This window comes from Achromobacter sp. F4_2707 (assembly GCF_047501535.1).
In the GTDB taxonomy this organism is placed as follows: domain Bacteria; phylum Pseudomonadota; class Gammaproteobacteria; order Burkholderiales; family Burkholderiaceae_B; genus Yanghanlia.
In genome coordinates, this window is record NZ_JAZDRJ010000019.1 from 1 (window position 1) to 22220 (window position 22220).

Annotated in this window: 18 protein-coding genes, 1 tRNA gene and 1 pseudogene; 19 read left to right on the forward strand and 1 reads right to left on the reverse strand. The window is 56.4% G+C overall.

What is annotated here, in order from left to right; genetic code table 11:
- From VRY85_RS14630 to VRY85_RS14680, 11 genes and pseudogenes are all read left to right on the forward strand, one after another.
- Positions 1-123 (forward strand): annotated as a pseudogene (locus tag VRY85_RS14630) (elongation factor Tu); the annotation flags it as partial.
- A gap of 89 nt (positions 124-212) precedes the next feature.
- Positions 213-288: transfer RNA gene (locus VRY85_RS14635), tRNA-Trp, on the forward strand.
- A 48-nt stretch (positions 289-336) separates the two neighbouring features.
- Complete coding sequence (secE, locus tag VRY85_RS14640; RefSeq protein ID WP_414599342.1) at positions 337-717, forward strand: preprotein translocase subunit SecE; 381 nt, start codon at positions 337-339, stop codon at positions 715-717.
- A gap of 9 nt (positions 718-726) precedes the next feature.
- A complete protein-coding gene (gene nusG, locus VRY85_RS14645; protein ID WP_414599343.1) occupies positions 727-1260 on the forward strand; it encodes a transcription termination/antitermination protein NusG in 534 nt (177 codons plus the stop codon).
- A gap of 76 nt (positions 1261-1336) precedes the next feature.
- Positions 1337-1768 carry a 50S ribosomal protein L11 gene (gene rplK, locus VRY85_RS14650; RefSeq protein WP_414599344.1) on the forward strand — a complete coding sequence of 144 codons (432 nt, stop codon included), beginning with the start codon at positions 1337-1339 and terminating at the stop codon, positions 1766-1768.
- A 1-nt stretch (position 1769) separates the two neighbouring features.
- The gene (gene rplA / locus VRY85_RS14655; protein ID WP_414599345.1) at positions 1770-2465 is read left to right on the forward strand and encodes a 50S ribosomal protein L1; all 696 of its coding nucleotides are present in this window, start codon (positions 1770-1772) and stop codon (positions 2463-2465) included.
- Positions 2466-2710: 245 nt separating this feature from the next.
- Positions 2711-3235, forward strand: a complete 525-nt coding sequence (gene rplJ, locus VRY85_RS14660; protein WP_414599346.1) for a 50S ribosomal protein L10 — start codon at positions 2711-2713, stop codon at positions 3233-3235.
- A gap of 70 nt (positions 3236-3305) precedes the next feature.
- Positions 3306-3686, forward strand: a complete 381-nt coding sequence (gene rplL / locus VRY85_RS14665; protein ID WP_414599347.1) for a 50S ribosomal protein L7/L12 — start codon at positions 3306-3308, stop codon at positions 3684-3686.
- 162 nt (positions 3687-3848) lie between these two features.
- A complete protein-coding gene (gene rpoB, locus VRY85_RS14670) occupies positions 3849-7961 on the forward strand; it encodes a DNA-directed RNA polymerase subunit beta (protein ID WP_414599348.1) in 4113 nt (1370 codons plus the stop codon).
- Entirely contained in the window at positions 7962-12242 is a 4281-nt protein-coding gene (gene rpoC, locus VRY85_RS14675) for a DNA-directed RNA polymerase subunit beta' (protein WP_414599349.1), read from the forward strand.
- Between the two features lie 268 nt (positions 12243-12510).
- On the forward strand, positions 12511-14145 hold the full coding sequence (locus tag VRY85_RS14680; RefSeq protein ID WP_414599350.1) for a thiamine pyrophosphate-binding protein: 1635 nt from the start codon (positions 12511-12513) through the stop codon (positions 14143-14145).
- A gap of 43 nt (positions 14146-14188) precedes the next feature.
- Here the strand turns inward: VRY85_RS14680 and VRY85_RS14685 are convergent, their stop codons facing one another.
- Positions 14189-15079, reverse strand: coding sequence for a LysR substrate-binding domain-containing protein (locus VRY85_RS14685; protein WP_414599351.1), 891 nt, complete (start codon positions 15077-15079; stop codon positions 14189-14191).
- A 156-nt stretch (positions 15080-15235) separates the two neighbouring features.
- Between VRY85_RS14685 and VRY85_RS14690 the strand changes: the two genes are divergently transcribed.
- The 8 genes from VRY85_RS14690 to VRY85_RS14725 form a co-directional block, all read left to right on the forward strand.
- Entirely contained in the window at positions 15236-16393 is a 1158-nt protein-coding gene (locus VRY85_RS14690; protein ID WP_414599352.1) for a muconate/chloromuconate family cycloisomerase, read from the forward strand.
- A gap of 130 nt (positions 16394-16523) precedes the next feature.
- The gene (gene catA / locus VRY85_RS14695; protein ID WP_414599353.1) at positions 16524-17462 is read left to right on the forward strand and encodes a catechol 1,2-dioxygenase; all 939 of its coding nucleotides are present in this window, start codon (positions 16524-16526) and stop codon (positions 17460-17462) included.
- A 2-nt stretch (positions 17463-17464) separates the two neighbouring features.
- A complete protein-coding gene (gene pcaD / locus VRY85_RS14700) occupies positions 17465-18277 on the forward strand; it encodes a 3-oxoadipate enol-lactonase (protein ID WP_414599354.1) in 813 nt (270 codons plus the stop codon).
- 69 nt (positions 18278-18346) lie between these two features.
- Positions 18347-18628: a muconolactone Delta-isomerase gene (catC, locus tag VRY85_RS14705; protein ID WP_414599355.1), complete on the forward strand. Its 282-nt coding sequence runs from the start codon at positions 18347-18349 to the stop codon at positions 18626-18628.
- 285 nt (positions 18629-18913) lie between these two features.
- The gene (rpsL, locus tag VRY85_RS14710) at positions 18914-19291 is read left to right on the forward strand and encodes a 30S ribosomal protein S12 (protein ID WP_414599356.1); all 378 of its coding nucleotides are present in this window, start codon (positions 18914-18916) and stop codon (positions 19289-19291) included.
- Positions 19292-19427: 136 nt separating this feature from the next.
- Positions 19428-19898: a 30S ribosomal protein S7 gene (gene rpsG / locus VRY85_RS14715; protein ID WP_414599357.1), complete on the forward strand. Its 471-nt coding sequence runs from the start codon at positions 19428-19430 to the stop codon at positions 19896-19898.
- Between the two features lie 18 nt (positions 19899-19916).
- Positions 19917-22022, forward strand: a complete 2106-nt coding sequence (fusA, locus tag VRY85_RS14720; protein WP_414599358.1) for an elongation factor G — start codon at positions 19917-19919, stop codon at positions 22020-22022.
- 72 nt (positions 22023-22094) lie between these two features.
- On the forward strand, positions 22095-22220 hold a 126-nt coding region (locus tag VRY85_RS14725; RefSeq protein WP_414596903.1), incomplete at its 3' end, for a GTP-binding protein.

The following is a 22220-nucleotide window of genomic DNA, read 5'->3' on the forward strand; positions in this document are numbered from 1 at the left end:
GATAACGTGTCGATGGAAGTGACCCTGATCGCTCCTATCGCCATGGAAGAAGGTCTGCGCTTCGCCATCCGTGAAGGCGGTCGTACCGTCGGCGCCGGCGTTGTGGCAAAAATCATCGAGTAAAAAACGTAGTATCATATCGGTCTGGCGTTTTTAAAACGTCAGGCCGACAAGCAAGCGGTGGTGCTAAGGCATCATCGCTTTCCAAGTCTAGGGGTATAGCTCAATTGGCAGAGCGTCGGTCTCCAAAACCGAAGGTTGTAGGTTCGATTCCTACTGCCCCTGCCACACATCTGATTCACCGCAGCCGCTTTCGTGGCGCTTGTAGCCGGGAACATGTCCAACAGCAAAGTAGAAACCGTCAGCAGTAAAGCCGACCGCCTCAAGCTGGCGCTGGCCGTGCTGGTCATTGTCGCCGGCATCGTCGGTTATTCCATGCTGGAAGGTCAACCCACGGTGCTTCGCCTGGGTGCCTTTCTGGTCAGTGTAATCGTGGCTGGGTTTATTGCCTGGTCCAGCGAACCTGGTAAGCGCAGCATGAGCTTCGGGCGCGATGCCTACAACGAAATCAAGCGTGTTGTATGGCCTTCCCGCAGCGAAACCATCCGCATGACAGGCATTGTTTTTGCCTTTGTTATTGTGGTTGGCGCCTTCCTCTGGCTGGTCGACAAGATCCTTCAGTGGTTGATCTTCGGCGTGCTGTTGGGTTGGAACTAAAGGTCATACATGAGCAAGCGTTGGTATGTCGTTCACGTGTATTCCGGTATGGAGAAAAGCGTGCAGCGTACGCTGGTCGACCGCATCGCCCGCGCCGGCCTCGAAAATAACTTCGGGCAAATTCTCGTACCGTCTGAAGAAGTCGTAGAAGTAAAGGGTGGCAAGAAGTCCATCACTGAAAGGCGCATTTTCCCCGGCTACGTGCTGGTGGAAATGGATCTCACCGACGACACCTGGCACCTGGTAAAGAGCACGCCTCGTGTCACGGGTTTCCTGGGAGGTTCTGGTAACCGTCCGGCACCCATTTCCGATAAGGAAGTCGAGAAGATTCTGTCGCAAATGGAAGAGGGCGTCGAAAAGCCGCGCCCCAAGGTTCTATTCGAAGTTGGCGAAATGGTTCGCGTCAAGGAAGGTCCTTTCGCGGATTTCAACGGCAACGTCGAAGAAGTCAATTACGAGAAAAGCAAGGTGCGTGTTTCGGTCACTATTTTTGGCCGCTCCACCCCTGTTGAACTCGATTTCGCTCAGGTCGAAAAAACCTGATTCATCAACCCCGGGGAGCCTCCCGCGTCGGCATGTACGACTACAGGAGGCGTCATAACCCGCAAGGAGCATCATAATGGCGAAGAAAATCGTCGGCTTCATCAAGCTGCAAGTGCCAGCTGGTAAGGCCAATCCATCTCCCCCAATCGGCCCGGCTCTCGGTCAGCGCGGCCTGAACATCATGGAATTCTGCAAGGCATTCAACGCCAAGACCCAGGGCATGGAACCCGGTCTGCCAATTCCTGTGGTGATCACCGCCTACGCCGACAAGAGCTTCACCTTCATCATGAAGACGCCGCCGGCAACCATTCTGATCAAGAAGGCTACCGGTGTACAGAAGGGCTCGGCTCGCCCCAACGTCGACAAGGTCGGCACACTGACTCGTGCTCAAGCCGAGGAAATCGCCAAGACCAAGCAACCCGACCTGACTGCTGCCGATCTTGACGCCGCAGTCCGTACGGTAGCCGGCAGCGCCCGCAGCATGGGCATCAACGTCGAGGGAGTCTGATATGGCGAAGTTGTCCAAGCGCGCGGCCGCTATTGCCGCCAAGATTGATCGCAACAAGTTCTACCCCGTCACCGAGGCGCTGGGCCTTGTCAAGGAAACCGCAACAGCCAAGTTCGATGAGTCCATCGACGTCGCTGTTCAGCTTGGCATCGATCCCCGCAAATCCGACCAGCTCGTTCGCGGCTCCGTGGTACTGCCTGCTGGTACCGGCAAAACCATGCGCGTGGCCGTGTTCGCCCAAGGCGAGAAAGCAGAAGCTGCTAAGGCAGCGGGTGCAGATATCGTAGGCTTGGAAGACCTGGCTGAAAGCATCAAGGCCGGCAATCTCGACTTTGACGTTGTCATCGCCTCGCCCGACACCATGCGTGTGGTTGGCGCCCTGGGTCAAGTACTTGGCCCTCGCGGCCTGATGCCCAACCCAAAGGTCGGCACTGTAACGCCTGACGTCGCCACGGCTGTCAAGAACGCCAAGGCCGGTCAGGTTCAGTACCGCACCGACAAGGCTGGCATCATTCATGCCACTATTGGCCGTGCGTCTTTTGAAGTAGAACAATTGCAGACCAACCTCGAAGCTCTGGTCGATGCGCTGAACAAAGCGCGTCCGGCTGCTGCTAAGGGCGTTTATCTGCGTAAAGTCGCCGTGTCCTCCACCATGGGTGGTGGTGCGCGTGTCGACGTAGCTTCGCTGACTGCTTAAAGTCAGAAACAGAACTTTGGGCCGTGCCCGGGCGTTACAACCTGGGCACCGCTGTCAAAGACCGCTGGAGCGTGGCGTAGCGGCAGTATCGCTACCTAAGCGCTTAATTCCGGTGTTTTGTTAACCGGGTCCAGCGTAGACGGCGCCCATGGAAGATTTCTCGTTTTCGAAGAACTCGACCAGGTGCGCCGCATTCGGTTGACGCAAGGGAGCCTCCCAAGCGTCGTTAGAAGGAGTGTTCAACCGTGAGTCTCAATCGTGAAGAGAAAGCGGTAGTTATCGAGGAAGTCTCTGCACAAGTTGCAAAGGCCCAATCGGTCATTATCGCCGAGTACCGTGGTCTGGACGTCGCTTCTGTAACCGTATTGCGCAAGACTGCGCGTGAGTCGGGCGTTTACCTGCGCGTTCTTAAGAACACGCTGGTGCGCCGCGCTGTGGCAGACACACCTTTTGAAGGTCTGTCCTCGCAACTGGTTGGTCCGCTGATGTACGCCATCAGCGACGATCCCGTTGCGGCCGCGAAAGTGCTCTCCGAGTTTGCCAAGAGCAACGACAAGCTGGTGATCAAGGGCGGTGCAATGCCCAATAGCCTGCTTGACGTGAATGGTGTCAAGGCCCTGGCCACGATGCCCTCGCGTGAAGAGCTGCTCTCCAAGCTGCTGGGCACTATGCAAGCCCCGATCGCGCAATTCGTGCGTACGCTCAACGAAGTTCCGACCAAGTTCGTGCGCGGCCTCGCAGCCGTTCGCGACCAGAAGGAAGCGGCGTAAGCCCTTCGTTGTGCAACGACACAGAACGATACCCAACCTGGCAATTATTTAAAATCTGGAGTTCTACAAAATGGCAACTAAAGCTGAAATCCTCGACGCCATCGCCGGCATGACCGTGCTCGAGCTGTCCGAGCTGATTACTGAAATGGAAGAAAAATTCGGTGTGTCCGCTGCTGCGGCCGCTGTGGCTGTCGCTGCTCCTGCAGCCGGCGGCGCTGGCGCTGCTGCTGCTGAAGAGCAGACCGAATTCACCGTTGTGCTGGCAGAAGTCGGCGCCAACAAGGTTTCCGTGATTAAGGCTGTTCGCGAAATCACCGGCCTGGGCCTGAAAGAAGCCAAGGACCTGGTTGATGGCGCACCGAAGCCCGTTAAGGAAGGCCTGGACAAAGCTGGTGCTGAAGAAGCTCAGAAGAAGCTGGAAGAAGCCGGCGCTAAGGTCGAACTCAAGTAAGACCTTTTTCGCCTTGCCCGGGGAGCGCCAAAGCCTTCCCGGGCTTTTGCGTTTCCAGAAAACCCGTGTTTCGGCCCTTTTTTTGCTGAAAGCCGGGCTTTCTGGAGTCGTAAACCAGGGCCGTGGTTGACGGCCATTGTAACCCCTCGAGTCGGAGTGCTCATGCCTTATTCGTATACCGAAAAGAAGCGCATACGCAAGAGCTTCGCCAAGCGTGCAGACGTGCAACACGTCCCTTACCTTTTGGCGACTCAGTTGGAATCCTTCAGAACCTTTCTTCAGGCGGATACTCCACCTTCCCAACGCGCAGAAGACGGTTTGCAGGCCGCTTTCAGCTCTATTTTTCCCATCGTAAGCCATAACGGGATGGCAAGGCTGGAATTTGTCAGCTATGTGTTGGGAGACCCAGTATTTGACGTCAAGGAATGTCAGCAGCGCGGTTTGACTTATGCATCGCCGCTGCGCGCCAAGGTGCGCTTGGTGCTGATGGATCGCGAAGCTAGCCGTCCTACCATCCGTGAAGTCAAGGAACAGGAAGTTTACATGGGCGAAATTCCGCTCATGACCGAAAACGGTTCCTTTGTCATCAATGGCACGGAACGCGTTATCGTATCGCAGTTGCACCGTTCACCCGGCGTGTTCTTTGAACACGACCGTGGCAAGACGCATAGTTCCGGGAAGCTGTTGTTCTCGGCGCGCATCATCCCCTATCGTGGTTCCTGGCTCGATTTCGAATTCGACCCCAAGGACATCCTCTTCTTCCGTATCGACCGTCGCCGCAAAATGCCCGTCAGCATCCTGCTGAAGGCCATCGGCATGACGCCGGAGTCCATCCTTGCCACGTTCTTCGATTTCGACCAGATCGAAATTCATTCCGAAGGCGGCATGCTGGAATTCGTTCCCGAGCGCTGGAGGGGCGAAGTTGCACGATTCGACATCTGCGGCCGCGACGGCACAGTAATTGTCGAGAAAGACAAGCGTATCAATGCCAAGCACTTGCGCGACCTGGCTAACGCCGGCGTGGAGCGCATTTCCGTGCCTGAAGATTTCCTCATCGGGCGCATCCTGGCAAAGAACATCATCAATCCGGAAACCGGCGAAGTCGTGGCCAACGCCAACGACGAGATCACCGAAACCATTCTGGCCGATATCCGTCTGGCCAATATCGGTGAAATCCAGACGCTGTACATCAATGACCTGGATCGCGGCGGCTATATTTCCGCCACCCTGCGTACTGACGAAACCGCCGATCAGAACGCAGCGCGCGTAGCCATCTACCGCATGATGCGCCCCGGTGAGCCGCCAACCGAAGACGCTGTTGAAGCGTTGTTCCAGCGGCTTTTCTACAACGAAGAGACCTACGACCTGTCTCGCGTTGGCCGCATGAAGGTCAACAGCCGCCTGGGTCACAGCGAAGATGAAGACGGCCCGCTGACGCTTACCGACGAAGACATCCTGGAAACCATCAAGGTTCTGGTTGAGCTGCGTAACGGGCGCGGTCAGATTGACGATATCGACCACTTGGGTAACCGTCGCGTACGTTGCGTGGGTGAATTGGCTGAAAACCAGTTCCGCGCAGGCTTGGTACGCGTGGAGCGTGCAGTGAAGGAACGCCTTGGCCAAGCCGAGACGGAAAACCTCATGCCGCACGACCTGATCAACTCCAAGCCGATTTCGGCAGCAGTCAAGGAGTTCTTTGGTTCGAGCCAGCTGTCGCAGTTCATGGACCAGACCAACCCGCTGTCTGAAATTACTCACAAGCGCCGTGTTTCGGCTCTTGGGCCGGGCGGTCTGACGCGTGAGCGTGCGGGCTTTGAAGTGCGTGACGTGCACCCCACTCACTACGGTCGCGTGTGCCCCATCGAAACACCTGAAGGCCCGAACATCGGCCTGATCAACTCGATGGCGCTGTATGCACGCCTGAACGAGTACGGTTTCCTGGAAACGCCTTACAACAAGATCATCGACGGCAAGGTCAGCAATCAAATTGATTACCTGTCCGCGATCGAGGAGTCCAACTACGTCATTGCGCAGGCTAACGCGCAACTCGACGAAGAAGGCCGCTTCGTTGACGATCTGGTTGCTTGCCGTCAGGCGGGCGAAACCCTCATGACGTCGCCTGAAAACGTTCATTACATGGACGTGGCGCCTTCCCAGATCGTTTCGGTGGCAGCATCGCTGATTCCCTTCCTGGAGCACGACGACGCCAACCGTGCACTGATGGGCGCCAACATGCAGCGTCAGGCTGTACCTTGCCTGCGCCCCGAAAAGCCGCTGGTCGGAACGGGTATCGAGCGCACGGTTGCGGTTGACTCCGGCACCACTGTGCAGGCCCGCCGTGGCGGCGTGGTCGACCACGTTGACGCCGAGCGTATCGTGATTCGCGTGAACGACGACGAAAACGTCGCCGGTGAAGTGGGTGTAGATATCTACAACCTCACTAAATACACGCGCTCCAACCAAAACACCAATATCAACCAGCGCCCCATCGTGAAACGTGGCGATGTCGTCGCCCGCGGCGACGTGCTGGCTGACGGTGCTTCCACCGACCTCGGCGAACTGGCTTTGGGCCAGAACATGCTGATCGCGTTCATGCCCTGGAACGGCTACAACTTCGAGGACTCCATCCTGATTTCCGAGAAGATTGTGTCCGACGACCGCTACACTTCGATTCACATCGAAGAACTGACGGTTGTGGCGCGCGATACCAAGCTGGGTGCTGAAGAAATCACCCGCGACATCAGCAACTTGCCCGAAACCCAACTGAATCGTTTGGACGATTCCGGCATTGTCTACATTGGTGCGGAAGTACGCGCTGACGACGTGCTGGTAGGTAAGGTGACTCCCAAGGGAGAAACCCAACTTACGCCGGAAGAAAAGCTGTTGCGCGCCATCTTCGGTGAGAAGGCTTCTGACGTTAAAGACACGTCGCTGCGCGTGCCCTCCGGCATGGTGGGTACCGTCATCGACGTACAGGTGTTCACCCGCGAAGGGATCGATCGCGACAAACGCGCTCAGTCCATCATCGACGACGAACTGCGCCGCTACCGCCAAGACCTCAACGACCAGCTGCGTATCGTTGAAGATGACGCGTTCGACCGTATCGGCAAATTCCTGGTGGGCAAGACCGTCAACGGTGGCCCGCGCAAGCTGGCTAAGGGCAGCGAGATTACTCAAGAATACTTGAACGATCTCGACCGCTGGCAGTGGTTTGACATCCGTCTGGCCGATGAAGAGCACGCTGTCGTGCTGGAGCAGACCAAGGAATCGCTTGAGCAGAAGCGCCACCAGTTCGACCTGAACTTCGAAGAGAAGCGTAAGAAGCTCACGCAGGGCGACGAACTGCCGCCGGGCGTGCTCAAGATGATCAAGGTCTATCTGGCTGTGAAGCGTCGCTTGCAACCGGGTGACAAGATGGCCGGCCGCCACGGTAACAAGGGTGTGGTGTCTCGCATCACTCCAGTGGAAGACATGCCTCACATGGCCGATGGTACGCCTGTGGATATTGTCCTGAACCCGCTGGGCGTGCCGTCACGGATGAACGTCGGTCAGGTTCTGGAAATGCACCTGGGCTGGGCTGCCAAGGGTATTGGCCAACGCATCGACGACCTCTTCGACGAAGAGCGCGGTGTGCAGGTCAAGGAACTGCGCGAATACATCGACAAGGTGTACAACAGCGTGGGCGAACCCGCCAAGGTTAATGAGCTGACCGACGATGAAATCGTTGAGATGGCCAAGAATCTGCGCAACGGTGTGCCTCTGGCAACTCCGGTCTTTGACGGTGCGACCGAAGAAGAAATCGACCAGATGTTGCGTCTGGCCTACCCGGAAGACATCGCAGAGAAGCTGCAGCTGACCGATACCCGTACCCAGGCGTGGCTGTTTGACGGCCGTACTGGCGATCGTTTCGAGCGACCCGTCACCATCGGCTACATGCATTACTTGAAGCTGCACCACTTGGTTGATGACAAGATGCACTCGCGTTCCACCGGCCCGTACTCGCTCGTGACTCAGCAGCCGCTGGGTGGTAAGGCTCAGTTCGGTGGCCAGCGCTTCGGGGAAATGGAAGTGTGGGCGCTGGAAGCCTACGGTGCGTCGTACACCCTGCAGGAAATGCTGACGGTCAAGTCCGACGACATTACCGGCCGTACCAAGGTTTACGAGAACATCGTCAAGGGTGATCACGTCATTGATGCGGGCATGCCCGAATCGTTTAACGTGCTCGTCAAGGAAATTCGATCCTTGTCCCTGGACATGGATTTGGAGCGTAAATAAATGAAAGCGCTACTCGATCTCTTCAAGCAAGTTTCGCAAGACGAACAGTTCGATGCCATTCGCATCGGCATCGCGTCGCCGGAAAAGATCCGTTCATGGTCTTTCGGTGAAGTTCGTAAACCCGAGACGATTAACTACCGCACGTTCAAACCTGAGCGCGACGGCCTGTTTTGCGCCAAGATCTTTGGTCCCACCAAGGACTACGAGTGTCTTTGCGGCAAATACAAGCGCCTCAAGCATCGTGGCGTCATCTGCGAGAAATGCGGTGTGGAAGTCACCGTGGCCAAGGTTCGCCGTGAGCGCATGGCTCATATTGAGCTGGCCAGCCCAGTAGCGCACATCTGGTTCCTCAAGAGCCTGCCTTCGCGCCTGGGCATGGTGCTCGACATGACGCTGCGCGACATTGAGCGTGTGCTGTACTTCGAGGCCTGGTGCGTCATCGAGCCAGGCATGACCCCGCTCAAGCGTGGTCAGATCATGTCCGACGACGACTTCCTCACCAAGACGGAAGAATACGGCGATGACTTCCACGCTCTCATGGGCGCGGAGGCCGTTCGCGAGTTGCTGCGCACCATCGATATCGACCGCGAGGTCGAAACCCTGCGTGCAGAGCTCAAGGCAACCGGCTCGGACGCCAAGATCAAGAAAATCTCCAAGCGCCTCAAGGTGCTGGAAGGCTTCCAGAAGTCCGGCATCAAGCCCGACTGGATGATCATGGAAGTGCTGCCGGTTCTGCCTCCCGATCTGCGCCCGTTGGTGCCGCTGGACGGTGGCCGCTTCGCCACCTCCGACCTGAACGACCTCTACCGTCGCGTCATCAACCGCAACAACCGCCTCAAGCGTCTGCTCGAACTCAAAGCGCCGGACATCATTCTGCGCAACGAAAAGCGGATGCTGCAGGAATCGGTCGACTCGCTGCTGGATAACGGCCGTCGCGGCAAGGCCATGACAGGCGCCAACAAGCGTCAGCTCAAGTCATTGGCCGACATGATCAAGGGTAAGAGCGGTCGTTTTCGTCAGAACCTTCTGGGTAAGCGCGTTGACTACTCGGGTCGTTCCGTCATTGTGGTGGGCCCGCAGCTCAAACTGCACGAGTGTGGTCTGCCCAAGCTGATGGCGCTGGAGCTCTTCAAGCCCTTCATCTTCAACAAGCTCGAACTCATGGGCCTGGCCACCACCATCAAGGCGGCCAAGAAGATGGTGGACAGCCACGAACCCGTCGTGTGGGATATTCTCGACGAAGTGATTCGCGAGCACCCCGTCATGCTGAACCGTGCGCCAACGTTGCACCGTCTTGGCATTCAGGCGTTTGAGCCGGTGCTGATTGAAGGTAAGGCCATTCAGCTTCACCCCCTGGTCTGCGCGGCATTTAACGCCGACTTCGACGGTGACCAGATGGCTGTTCACGTTCCGTTGTCGCTGGAAGCGCAGCTGGAAGCCCGCACCTTGATGCTGGCCTCCAACAACGTGCTGTTCCCGGCCAACGGCGAACCTTCCATCGTGCCTTCTCAGGACATCGTTCTGGGTCTGTACTACGCCACCCGCGAGCGCATCAACGGTAAAGGCGAAGGCACGTTCTTCTCGGATATTTTCGAAGTCCAGCGCGCCTACGATTCCGGTGTTGTCGAGCTGCAAAGCCGCATCACTGTGCGCCTGAACGAATACGAAAAGGACGAATCCGGCGAATGGCAGCCTAAGCTGCGTCGTTTTGAAACGACTGTGGGTCGTGCGCTGCTGTCGGAAATCCTGCCGCAGGGCCTGTCGTTCTCCGAACTGAACCGTCCGCTCAAGAAGAAAGAAATCTCGCGTCTGATTAATCAGTCGTTCCGTCGCTGCGGCCTGCGCGCCACGGTGATTTTCGCGGACAAACTCATGCAGTCGGGCTTCAGCCTGGCCACGCGCGGTGGTATTTCCATCGCCATGAGCGACATGGTTGTGCCCAGCGTCAAGGAAGAAATCCTGGCTCAGGCTGCTCGCGAGGTCAAGGAAATCGACAAGCAGTACTCCTCCGGTCTGGTGACTGCGCAGGAACGCTACAACAACGTGGTGGATATCTGGGGCAAGGCCGGCGACCGCGTCGGCAAGGCCATGATGGAACAGCTTGCCACGGAACCTGTGGTCAACCGCTTTGGCGAAGAAGTCCGTCAAGAGTCCTTCAACTCCATCTACATGATGGCCGACTCCGGCGCTCGGGGTTCCGCTGCACAGATCCGTCAGTTGGCTGGTATGCGTGGCCTGATGGCCAAGCCGGATGGCTCGATTATCGAGACCCCCATTACGGCGAACTTCCGTGAAGGCTTGAACGTACTTCAGTACTTTATCTCGACTCACGGTGCACGTAAGGGTCTGGCCGATACGGCACTTAAAACGGCTAACTCCGGTTACCTCACCCGTCGTCTGGTAGACGTCACGCAAGATCTGGTCATTACGGAAAACGATTGCGGTACCACGCAGGGCTATTCCATGAAGGCCGTGCTGGAAGGCGGTGAAGTCATCGAGCCGCTGCGCGACCGCATTCTGGGCCGCGTAACCGCCGTGGATATCGTCAATCCCGATAACCAGGAAACAGCCATTGAAGCCGGCACGCTGCTGACTGAAGACTATGTCGAACTCATCGACGAGCTCGGCATCGACGAGGTCAAAGTACGCACGCCGCTGACTTGCGAAACCCGTCATGGCCTGTGCGCCCACTGCTACGGGCGCGACTTGGGCCGTGGTTCCATGGTCAACCAGGGTGAAGCCGTCGGTGTGATCGCTGCTCAGTCCATCGGTGAGCCCGGCACGCAGCTTACGATGCGTACCTTCCACATCGGGGGGGCGGCATCGCGAGCAGCCATGGCAAGCTCGGTGGAAACCAAGTCTGCGGGTACCGTTGGCTTCGAAATCGGCCTGCGTTACGTGACCAACCCCAAGGGCGAACGTGTTGCGATTTCCCGCTCAGGCGAAATCGTCATTTTCGACGACGCACGCCGCGAGCGCGAACGCCACAAAATCCCCTATGGTGCAACCATTGCTGTAGGCGATGGCGATACGGTCAAGGCTGGCCAGCGCCTGGCTTCGTGGGATCCTCTCACACGCCCGATCGTGTCCGAATACCAGGGCCGCGTGCGCTTCGAGAACATCGAAGAGGGCGTAACCGTCGCCAAGCAGCTTGATGAAGTGACAGGCTTGTCCACCCTGGTGGTCATTACGCCGAAGACGCGTGGCGGCAAGACCATGATGCGTCCGCAGATCAAGCTGATCAACGAGGCGGGCGAAGAGGTCAAGATTGCCGGCACGGAACACTCCGTCAACATCTCGTTCCCGGTTGGCGCACTGATTACCGTGCGCGATGGGCAAGACGTTCAGATGGGTGAAATTCTTGCGCGTATTCCGCAAGAATCGCAGAAGACCCGCGATATTACCGGGGGTCTGCCGCGTGTTGCCGAACTCTTCGAAGCGCGTTCTCCCAAGGATGCCGGCATGTTGGCGGAAGTCACCGGCACGGTTTCCTTCGGTAAGGACACCAAGGGCAAGCAGCGTCTGGTTATCACCGACCTCGAAGGCGTCAGCCACGAGTTCCTGATCGCCAAGGAAAAGCAAGTTCTGGTGCACGACGGCCAAGTGGTGAACAAGGGCGAAATGATTGTCGACGGGCCTTCCGACCCGCACGATATTCTGCGTCTCAAGGGCATCGAGAAGCTGGCAACGTACATCGTTAACGAAGTGCAGGACGTCTACCGTCTGCAGGGCGTGAAGATCAACGACAAGCACATTGAAGTGATCGTCCGCCAGATGCTGCGCCGTGTGAACATCACCGACGCAGGCGACACCAGCTTCATTACCGGCGAACAGGTCGAACGCTCCGAACTGCTCAACGAGAACGATAGGGTGATCGCTGAAGGCGGTATTCCAGCGACATACGACAACGTTCTGCTGGGCATTACCAAGGCCTCGCTGTCCACGGACTCCTTCATTTCAGCAGCTTCCTTCCAGGAAACCACCCGCGTTCTTACCGAAGCCGCCATCATGGGCAAACGTGATGAACTGCGCGGTTTGAAGGAAAACGTCATTGTGGGTCGCCTGATTCCCGCTGGTACCGGCATGGCCTATCACCAGGCCCGCCGCGACAAGGAATCGCTGGAGGCTGCCGAGCGTCAAGCCGCACGCGCCATGGCCAACCCGTTTGAGGATCGCCCCGCTGAAGAATCTGCTTCAGATTCCGAATCGGTTGATGCTCATACCGACGCAGACCAAGGTGTGGAAGGTGCAGTTCCCGGAACTGAAACGTCCGAGGAATAAGCTTTGCCTCACGCATAGCGTCTAAACGCTGCAGTATCAAAAATGCCGGGCCCTTTTCAGGGTGCCCGGCATTTTTTTTATTCCCAGAATCGCATTTCACAGTCGTTGCAAGCCAAAGAATGGGCTGGCACAAGCGTAGCGGCATGTGTTCCCATGTCAAACCCTCATTAGTTCTCAGGTATTCTGTCTGATCGAATGGAAACTTGATCAGCAGAAGTGCCAGATCCAGAACACTCTCCATCCTATAAAACCAAAGGTCAGAGGCAATATGAATGCAGGAGATTTGGTCGCCCGGTTTCTAAAGGCGATAGAGGTTGATACCGTATTTGCAATTATTTCGGTGCACAACATCCCCATTATGGATGGCATCGCACGGGAAGGCGGTATCAAGGTGGTGACAACGCGTGGCGAAATGGGCGGCGCTCATATGGCCGATGGCTTTGCGCGGATCTCCGGAAAACTGGGGGTGCTGATATCTAGCACTGGCCCGGGGGCGGCCAATGCTGTGTCAGGGCTGCTGGAAGCAAGTTATTCCTGCACGCCTGTTCTGCATATCACCGGCCAAGTGCCTACAAAGTATCTGGGACGCGATACAGGCGCGACACATGGAGTCAGAGATCAGCAGGGCATGCTGGCGAGCGTCTGCAAAGCGGCTTACCGGGTCAATACGCCTGAAGAAACGTGGGGCATTCTGACCCGGGCGGCACAAGAGGCCATGGCCGCGCCTGCGGGGCCGGTCAGTGTGGAAATACCCATCGATGTTCAAAAAGCCTTATGCCAAGAACCGTCGCCATTACAGGTTGATCTTAAGCCTGTTCCTCCCATGCCCCCAGCGCCTGAGCCGCTTGCCCGCTTGACGGAAATGGTTGCCAGCGCCAAGCGGCCAATGTTTTGGGTGGGCAGTGGCGCGCGCGATTGCGGTGACCTGCTTGAGCAGTTTCTCGACATGGGCTTTGGCATGGTCAGCAGTTGGGCTGCGCGTGGCATTGTGAAAGAGTCCCATCCGATGAACCTGGGTGCGATGAACGGCTCCGGGTGTAAAGATGTGGAAAATTTCTACCAAGACGTGGATCTCATGGTGGTCTTGGGCTCCAAAATGCGTGGCCAAGAAACGGTGGATCAAACCATTCAACTCCCTGCGCGCAGGGTGCAGGTAGATATCGACCCGGCCGCTAACGGGCGTACCTATACAAGTGAACTCTTTGTACAAGGCGATTGCAGGGAAGTTTTAAAAGCCTTGCTAGAAAAGATCGGCTCAGAGCCTGGCGTCGATGAAGATTTTCCTGCGGCGTTTACTCGCATGAAGCAGCAAGCCCGCGAGAACTATAAAAAGACATTGGGGCCTTACCGCGACTTCGCTGAACAATTGCGTTCCGCCACGCCTGAGGATTCCCTTTGGGTGCGCGATATCACCGTCGCAAATTCCACCTGGGGGCACCGGCTGTACGAGATCTATCATCCTCGCACTGCCATCCACCCTGTCGGGGGTGGCATCGGTCAAGGTCTGCCTTTGGCCATTGGCGCCGCCTTTGCAGCAAACGGCCGGGATACCGTTTTGTTATCGGGTGATGCCGGTTTTATGATGAATGTCAGCGAGCTCTGGACTGCCCAGCAAGAAGGTGTTGATCTGCTCATGATCATCATGAACGATTCCGGCTACGGTGTTATCAAACACATGCAAGATGCAGGCTTTGGCGGCAGAAGAGTGTATGGCGATCTCGATTCCCCGGATTTCGAGCAACTGGCCCGTTGCGTAGGGGCCGCTTACGTGAAAGTCACCGATAAAAACGGCCTGGCCTCCGCCGTGCGAGACATTCTGCCGCGAGGCGGGCTGCGCATGGTGGAGGTCGATATGGGCGTGATTGGCGAAGCACCGCCGTACTATCCGTTCTTGAAAGAGTAGACGCGGCTGCTTTGTATATCAGCACATGTCTTCATGCGGTCATCTACGCCGATTTGTCGGCGTAGAGTTCGTCGAGGATGTCGAGCACTGCCTCGATGTACCAGGAAGAGTCGTTCATACGGTGGCTAAGAATGACGGGTGAGGTGGCGGACTCGTCTTCGATCTTTCTGTAGACGAGGTCGCTACGGAATTTGGCGGCTGCAGGTATGACGCATAACCCGACGTCAGCGGCGGTCAGGCCCAGGGCGGTTTGAAGTTCGCGTACCTCAAAGACTTGTGAAGGGCGTATTTTTTTATCGTGTATCAGGTTGAGAACTTGATCTGCGAAGCTGGGGCGCGGCTCTTTGGGATAGACGATCAAAGGGTGGCCTTCCAAGGCAGATAGCGGCAGGGGGCTAGGATCCTTCCCAAATTCGTGGGTGGGTGGGATGGCAAGCACCAGCCTCTCTTCCCGTAAAACGATGCGCGCAACAGAACGATCGTCGCTTCTCACCCGACCAAATCCAATATCAATTCGGCCGTCTTTCAGGGCTGCAATCTGCTGCATGGTCGTCAATTCCAGCAACTGGCAATCAATATCGGGATAGCGTTGCCGCAGCCTTTGCGTCAACAAAGGCAAAGCTCCATACAAGGTTGATGCAACAAACCCAATTGACACCCTTCGGGCCTGCCCCTTGCCTACTTGTACCGTGGCCGCCTTCATTTGTTCAACGCGGTGCAAGACTTGTAATGCTTGTTCGTAAAACACTCGCCCGGCTTCAGTGATCTGTAGCGGACGCGTGTCGCGCTGCAGCAGCTGTACCCCTAATTCCGATTCCAGTAACTGTATCTGTCGACTAAGAGGGGGCTGCGCAATATGCAACTTTTCTGCAGCCCTCGTGAAACTACGCGCCTCAGCGACGGCGATGAAATAGCGCAGCTGCCTTAAATCCATTTAAATCACCCCGCCTAGGGTAAACCCTGGAATTGGTTTTCTGTGTATCTAAGTAACTGATTTTTCAGTGACTTCATGTGGATTATACCTTTTAGGTATTCCAGCAGACTTATTTGGTGTTGGATTGCCAAGCCCACACTGTTTTTTAATGAGCCCATGGAAAAGCAAACCGTCATCCCTAGTTCCTTAGGTCGCGTCACGGTCGATCGCGTCGAAACTTTCCTGCTCGACCTGCCCACGATTCGTCCCCACCAACTGTCTATGGCCACCATGAACGGCCAGACCTTGATGTTGGTACGCCTGTATTGTTCTGATGGCTCCGTCGGCGTAGGCGAGGGCACCACCATCGGGGGCTTGGCCTACGGTGCTGAGTCTCCCGAAGGTATGAAGCTCGCCATCGACACCTATTTCGCTCCCTTACTTATTGGTGCGGATGCTAATCGTGTGCAAGCGGTGATGGCCCGCCTGAATACTGCGATTAAAGATAACCGTTTCGCAAAGTGTGCTGTCGAGACTGCGTTGTATGACGCGCTGGGCCAGCGTACTCATTTGCCGTTGTCCGAACTGTTGGGTGGACGACATCGCGATAGTCTTCCCGTTGCTTGGACTCTGGCCTCTGGTGACACTGCCAAAGATATTGCAGAGGCTGAAGCAATGCTGGCGTCTCGCCGTCACCGGATTTTCAAACTGAAGATCGGTAAGCGCGAAGTGATGCAGGATGTGGCCCATGTGGCTGCCATTAAAAAGGCACTCGGAGATCGCGGTGCAGTCAGGGTCGACGTCAATATGGCGTGGACCGAGTTGGAAGCACGCAAGGGCTTGGCCGCTTTGGCCGACGCGGGATGTGAGCTGGTCGAGCAGCCGGTCGCAAGCGCGAAAGCTCTGGCTCGTTTAACCGGAAACTACCCTATTGCTGTCATGGCAGACGAGTCCCTGGTTGGACCGCAGTCCGCATTCGAACTGGCGCGTGTCCGCGGGGCTGATGTATTTGCTATCAAGATTGAGCAGTCGGGTGGCCTGAAGGCGGCGCAGGAAGTAGCGGCAATTGCTGATGCTGCCGATATCGAACTTTACGGTGGAACCATGTTGGAAGGCGCGATCGGCACCATGGCTTCCGCGCATGTGTTCTCCACCTTCCGAAATCTGCAGTGGGGAACCGAGTTATTTGGCCCTTTGCTGTTAACAGAAGAAATTTTACAAAGCCCGCTGACATATCAGGATTTTGAACTGGCTTTGCCAGCTCGCCCAGGCCTAGGTATTGCTTTGGACGAAGACCGTGTTCAGCACTTCCGCCGAGACCGTGCCAAAAGCTAAGTCAGCGTGACTTCGCCCTGATCTGATAGGGGGCCAGATAGCCCCGAACTCGCCGAGTTAACGCCAACGGTTGTCGGATTTAAGCAGCTTTTTCGATGACCACTCACCTTCATATAAGCAAGGAAATTTTATGAGTATCAATATTTTTGAAAGCGCTGAAGTTCAGAACTTCCTGAAGCTGGCCTGTGGTCTGAACAACAACGAGGGCAATCCCCGCACCAAAGAAATCGTCCACCGCATTGTGTCCGATATCTTTAAGGCCATCGAAGATCTGAATATCACCTCGGACGAGTACTGGGCAGGTGTTGCGTACTTGAACCGCTTAGGCACAGCACACGAAGCCGGTTTGCTTTCGCCCGGGTTAGGCTTTGACCGCTACATGGATATGCGCATGGACGCGGAAGACGAAGCGCTTGGTGTAAACAATGGCACTCCTCGTACCATCGAGGGGCCTTTGTACGTTGCCGGCGCCCCGGTTGAGCACGGCTTTGCCCGCTTGGATGATGGTAGCGATACCAATGGCCACACCCTTATCATGCATGGCACGGTGCGCGGTGAGGATGGCAACCCCATTCCGGGGGCTCAGGTAGAAGTATGGCATTGCAATACCAAGGGCTTTTACTCGCATTTTGACCCGACCGGCGAACAAAAGCCATTCAATATGCGCCGCACCATCATCGCAGACGAGCAAGGCCGCTATCGCTTCCAAAGCATTATCCCGCATGGCTACGGCTGCCCTCCCGATGGCCCTACCCAGGAGCTGCTGAATCAACTCGGTCGCCACGGCAACCGCCCGGCCCACATCCACTTCTTCATCACTGCAGAAGGCCATCGCAAGCTGACTACGCAGATCAATATTGACGGAGATCCGTACGTCTTTGACGACTTTGCTTACGCCACGCGCGAAGGTCTGGTACCGCCCGTTATCGAGCGTACAGATGAAGAAAGCATCAAGGCCAATGGTCTGAACGGGCCTTTCGCCGAAATCGAGTTCGACTTCAATTTGACCGCCTTGATCAATGGGGTCGACAACCAGGTTGTGAACCGCGAACGCAAGGTGGTCGCCTAAATATGGATTCCATGATTGACACTATTTCGCTGTCCACCCGTAATGGCGTGTTTCGCGTCGCTGAGCGGGGCCCCAAAGAGGCGCCCGTCCTGCTTCTAAGCAACTCTTTGGGTACCACGCTGGAAATGTGGGCCGAACAGCTGGCGGTTTTCTCTGAAACCTATCGGGTAGTGTGCTACGACACCCGCGGCCATGGCGGCAGCCCAGTCACGCCCGGGCCTTACAGTTTCGATCTGCTCGGTGAAGACGTCTTGTCGATCATGGATGCGCTGAATGTGGATAAGGCTGCCATCTGCGGCGTTTCCATGGGCGGACACACCGCACTCTGGTTGGCGGCGAATGCTGCAGAACGCTTCACCGGCATCGCGGTGTGCAATAGCGCCGCTAAGATCGGTACCGCCGAAGCTTGGGGAGCGCGGGCCGCAACCGTGCGTGAGAGTGGTAAAGACGCCATGCAGGCATTGGCGGCATCTTCTCCAGAGCGTTGGTTTTCCGCCAACTTCATCAACGCCGAGCCCGACCTGGTTGCCCGTGCGCAAGCTTGGATAGCGAGCATTAATCCAGAAGGTTATGCCGCATGTTGCGAAGCGTTGGCTACCTCCGACCTTAGAGACAAGCTTGCCGGCATTAAGCTTCCAACCTTGTTGGTGGCAGGGGAGTACGACCCTGTCACTACGGTGGCGGACGCCGAATTTATGCGTCAGGCCATCGCGGGTTCGCAATTGGTGAGTGTTCCGGCATCCCATCTTTCCAACATCGAAGCGCCTCAGGCCTTTAATCAGGCCCTCGCGTCTTTCCTTTCATCGCTGGGCTGATCACTGATCGGCAAGTAACTAACCGGGCGCTTCGTGTGTTCCGGTTTTTCTTTCTTTTAAGGACTTCCCATGCTCTTTCACGTACATATGATTGTCGATATTCCCGAAAACCTCCCTGCAGAGGAAGCCGAACGCATCAAGGCCGAGGAAAAACAGTACTCGCAAGAGTTACAGCGTTCCGGGAAGTGGCGCCATCTCTGGCGCATCGTGGGTGAGTACGCCAATGTCAGCATTTTCGATGTTGAAAGCAACGATGAACTGCACGACATCCTGAGCAAGCTGCCTCTCTTACCCTACATGACGATAAAGGTTGTGCCGCTGGCCAAGCATGGCTCGGCGATTGACGCCTAAGCGGGCGTTGCAAGTTTTTATCTACTCGCCATTGACCACGAATTATCCATAGTGGTAGAATGGCGAGCTTACTTGAAGTTTGTGCTTGCCACATAGGCTGCAAGTCAAGCTATGCAAGACCCGCTCTTTTTACGTTCACGTGCTAAGGCGGCTATTGCGTAAACCGCCTGGCGAAATCTGGCCTTCCACCGCAAGGGTGGGGTCGGCCCGGCAGGCGTATTCATCAATACGTTCATCTGCGTAGATATCAGATACGTAACGTAAACAACAGGATGCGTAAAGGTCATGCCAACCATTAGTCAGCTCGCGCGTAAGCCGCGCGAAAGAGCACGCGAAGGCAGCAAGAGCCCCGCGCTCGAGAACTGCCCTCAGCGTCGTGGTGTCTGCACTCGTGTGTACACCACCACCCCCAAGAAGCCGAACTCCGCTTTGCGTAAAGTCGCAAAAGTGCGTCTCACCAACGGCTACGAAGTCATTTCCTACATCGGTGGCGAAGGCCACAACCTGCAAGAGCACTCGGTCGTGCTGGTTCGCGGCGGTCGTGTGAAGGACTTGCCTGGTGTGCGTTATCACATCGTGCGTGGTTCCCTCGACCTTCAGGGTGTCAAGGATCGTAAACAGGCCCGTTCCAAGTACGGCGCCAAGCGTCCCAAGAAATCCTGATTTTATTTATTTGGCCATTCAGGCCGATTCAGTGCAGCGTCGGAAAAAGTGTCCGGCGCATGTAAGTGGTACTCCTCCATTCATAGGGTGCCGTGGCCGCTAAGCGGTTCAACTGAACAGTCACAAGGAAGCAAAAATGCCTCGTCGTCGCGAAGTTCCCAAGCGTGAGATTCTCCCTGATCCTAAATACGGCAGCGTAGAACTCGCCAAATTCATGAACGTTGTTATGTTGTCTGGAAAAAAAGCCGTTGCAGAGCGCATCGTGTACGGCGCTTTTGACCAGATTCAGGCTAAAACTGGCAAAGAGCCTATCGAGGTGTTCAACACCGCCATTAACAACATCAAGCCAATGGTCGAAGTCAAGAGCCGCCGTGTAGGTGGTGCGAACTATCAAGTGCCGGTTGAAGTGCGCCCTGTGCGCCGCCTGGCCCTTGCTATGCGCTGGTTGCGTGAAGCAGCCAAGAAGCGTGGCGAGAAGTCGATGGATCTGCGCCTGGCCGGTGAACTCATGGACGCGGCTGAAGGGCGTGGCGGCGCGATGAAGAAACGCGAAGACACGCATAAGATGGCCGAGGCCAACAAGGCATTCAGCCATTTCCGCTGGTAATCAATAGGACATTACATCATGGCCCGCAAGACCCCAATCGAGCGCTATCGTAATATCGGTATTTCCGCCCACATTGACGCCGGAAAGACCACCACGACCGAGCGCATTCTGTTCTATACAGGCATCAACCACAAGCTTGGTGAAACCCATGAGGGCTCTGCCACCATGGACTGGATGGAGCAAGAGCAGGAACGCGGCATCACCATTACGTCTGCTGCCACTACCGCATTCTGGAGTGGCATGGCTGGCAACTACCCGGAACACCGTGTCAACATCATTGACACCCCCGGGCACGTTGACTTCACCATCGAAGTTGAGCGCTCCATGCGTGTGCTCGACGGCGCTGTCATGGTGTACTGCGCCGTGGGTGGTGTTCAGCCCCAGTCGGAAACGGTATGGCGCCAAGCCAACAAGTACAAAGTGCCGCGTCTGGCGTTCATCAACAAGATGGACCGCACCGGTGCGAACTTCTTCAAGGTCTACGACCAGCTCAAGCTGCGCCTGAAGGCCAACCCCGTGCCTGTTGTTATTCCAATCGGCGCTGAAGAGAACTTCAAGGGCGTGGTTGACCTCGTCAAGATGAAGGCCATCTATTGGGAAGACGCCAACTACGGTATTAAGTTCGAATACGCTGATATTCCCGCCGAACTGGCCGACCAGGCTGCAGAGTGGCGCGAAAAGTTGGTAGAAAGCGCAGCTGAAGCCAACGAAGAGCTGATGGACAAATACCTGGAGTCAGGCGAGCTCACCGAAGAGGAAATCAACAAGGGTCTGCGTCTGCGTACCATCGCCGGCGAAATCCAGCCCATGTTGTGCGGCACTGCGTTCAAGAACAAGGGCGTACAGCGCATGCTGGATGCCGTGCTCGACTACATGCCCTCCCCGGTAGACATTCCTCCAGTCGAAGGCACTGACGACGACGGCAACCCCATCAGCCTGCCCGCCGATGACAGCGCCAAGTTCTCGGCTCTGGCATTCAAGCTGATGTCCGACCCCTTCGTTGGTCAGTTGACCTTTGTGCGCGTGTACTCCGGTGTTCTGCACGCAGGCGAAACGGTCTACAACCCTGTCAAGGGCAAGAAGGAACGTGTTGGCCGTATTCTGCAGATGCACGCCAACAACCGCGCCGAGATCAAGGAAGTTCTGGCAGGTGACATCGCCGCTGTGGTGGGCCTGAAAGACGTAACCACGGGTGAAACCCTGTGCGACGTCGGCCAGCACATCCTGCTCGAAAAGATGGAATTCCCCGAGCCCGTGATCTCGCAGGCCGTCGAGCCCAAGTCCAAGGCCGACCAGGAAAAAATGGGTGTGGCGCTGTCGCGTCTGGCACAGGAAGATCCTTCCTTCCGCGTGTCGTCCGACGAAGAGTCCGGCCAGACCATTATTTCCGGCATGGGCGAGCTGCACCTTGAGGTTCTGATCGACCGCATGCGTCGCGAATTCGGCGTTGAAGCTAACGTGGGCAAGCCCCAGGTTGCTTACCGCGAAACCATCCGCAAGACATGCGAAGAGGTCGAAGGCAAGTTCGTCAAGCAGTCGGGCGGTCGTGGTCAGTACGGTCACGTTGTCCTCAAGCTCGAGCCTTTGGAGCAGGGCGGCGGTTACGAATTCGTCGATGCCATCAAGGGTGGTGTGGTTCCGCGCGAATACATTCCTGCAGTCGACAAGGGTATTCAAGAAACCCTGCCTGCGGGTGTGGTCGCCGGTTACCCGGTGGTTGACGTCAAGGTCACGCTGTTCTTCGGTTCGTACCACGACGTTGACTCCAACGAGAATGCGTTCCGTATGGCTGCCTCCATGGCATTCAAGGAAGGCATGCGCAAGGCCAGCCCCGTGCTGCTTGAACCCATGATGTCTGTAGACGTCGAAACGCCGGAAGAGTACGCCGGCAACGTGATGGGCGATCTCTCCTCCCGCCGTGGCATGGTCCAGGGCATGGAAGACATCCCCGGTGGCGGCAAGATGATCAAGGCCGAGGTTCCTCTGGCTGAGATGTTCGGTTACTCGACCAGCCTGCGTTCGCAAACCCAAGGCCGTGCAACGTACTCCATGGAGTTCAAGCATTACGCTGAAGCTCCGAAGAACGTTGCCGACGAGGTTATCAGCGCGCGCGGTAACAGGTAATATTGGCCCCGCCGCACTTATTAAAGCGGCGGGGGCTTTTTCATAGTTTTCAAAAATTCAGTGGAATAAATCATGGCAAAAGGTAAGTTTGAACGGACCAAACCGCACGTTAACGTGGGTACCATCGGGCACGTTGACCACGGCAAAACGACGCTGACCGCAGCGATCACGACCGTGCTGAACAAGGAATACGGTTCT

Excerpts from the sequence above, each read along its gene's own strand:
- fusA (WP_414599358.1), top strand. The coding sequence starts at position 19,917 with ATGGCCCGCAAGACCCCAATCGAGCGCTATCGTAATATCGGTATTTCC.
- rpsG (WP_414599357.1), top strand. The coding sequence starts at position 19,428 with ATGCCTCGTCGTCGCGAAGTTCCCAAGCGTGAGATTCTCCCTGATCCT.
- VRY85_RS14680 (WP_414599350.1), top strand. The coding sequence starts at position 12,511 with ATGAATGCAGGAGATTTGGTCGCCCGGTTTCTAAAGGCGATAGAGGTT.
- catA (WP_414599353.1), top strand. The coding sequence starts at position 16,524 with ATGAGTATCAATATTTTTGAAAGCGCTGAAGTTCAGAACTTCCTGAAG.
- pcaD (WP_414599354.1), top strand. The coding sequence starts at position 17,465 with ATGGATTCCATGATTGACACTATTTCGCTGTCCACCCGTAATGGCGTG.
- rpoB (WP_414599348.1), top strand. The coding sequence starts at position 3,849 with ATGCCTTATTCGTATACCGAAAAGAAGCGCATACGCAAGAGCTTCGCC.
- secE (WP_414599342.1), top strand. The coding sequence starts at position 337 with ATGTCCAACAGCAAAGTAGAAACCGTCAGCAGTAAAGCCGACCGCCTC.
- rpsL (WP_414599356.1), top strand. The coding sequence starts at position 18,914 with ATGCCAACCATTAGTCAGCTCGCGCGTAAGCCGCGCGAAAGAGCACGC.
- VRY85_RS14690 (WP_414599352.1), top strand. The coding sequence starts at position 15,236 with ATGGAAAAGCAAACCGTCATCCCTAGTTCCTTAGGTCGCGTCACGGTC.
- rplL (WP_414599347.1), top strand. The coding sequence starts at position 3,306 with ATGGCAACTAAAGCTGAAATCCTCGACGCCATCGCCGGCATGACCGTG.
- catC (WP_414599355.1), top strand. The coding sequence starts at position 18,347 with ATGCTCTTTCACGTACATATGATTGTCGATATTCCCGAAAACCTCCCT.
- rpoC (WP_414599349.1), top strand. The coding sequence starts at position 7,962 with ATGAAAGCGCTACTCGATCTCTTCAAGCAAGTTTCGCAAGACGAACAG.
- nusG (WP_414599343.1), top strand. The coding sequence starts at position 727 with ATGAGCAAGCGTTGGTATGTCGTTCACGTGTATTCCGGTATGGAGAAA.
- rplA (WP_414599345.1), top strand. The coding sequence starts at position 1,770 with ATGGCGAAGTTGTCCAAGCGCGCGGCCGCTATTGCCGCCAAGATTGAT.
- rplK (WP_414599344.1), top strand. The coding sequence starts at position 1,337 with ATGGCGAAGAAAATCGTCGGCTTCATCAAGCTGCAAGTGCCAGCTGGT.
- VRY85_RS14685 (WP_414599351.1), bottom strand. The coding sequence starts at position 15,079 with ATGGATTTAAGGCAGCTGCGCTATTTCATCGCCGTCGCTGAGGCGCGT.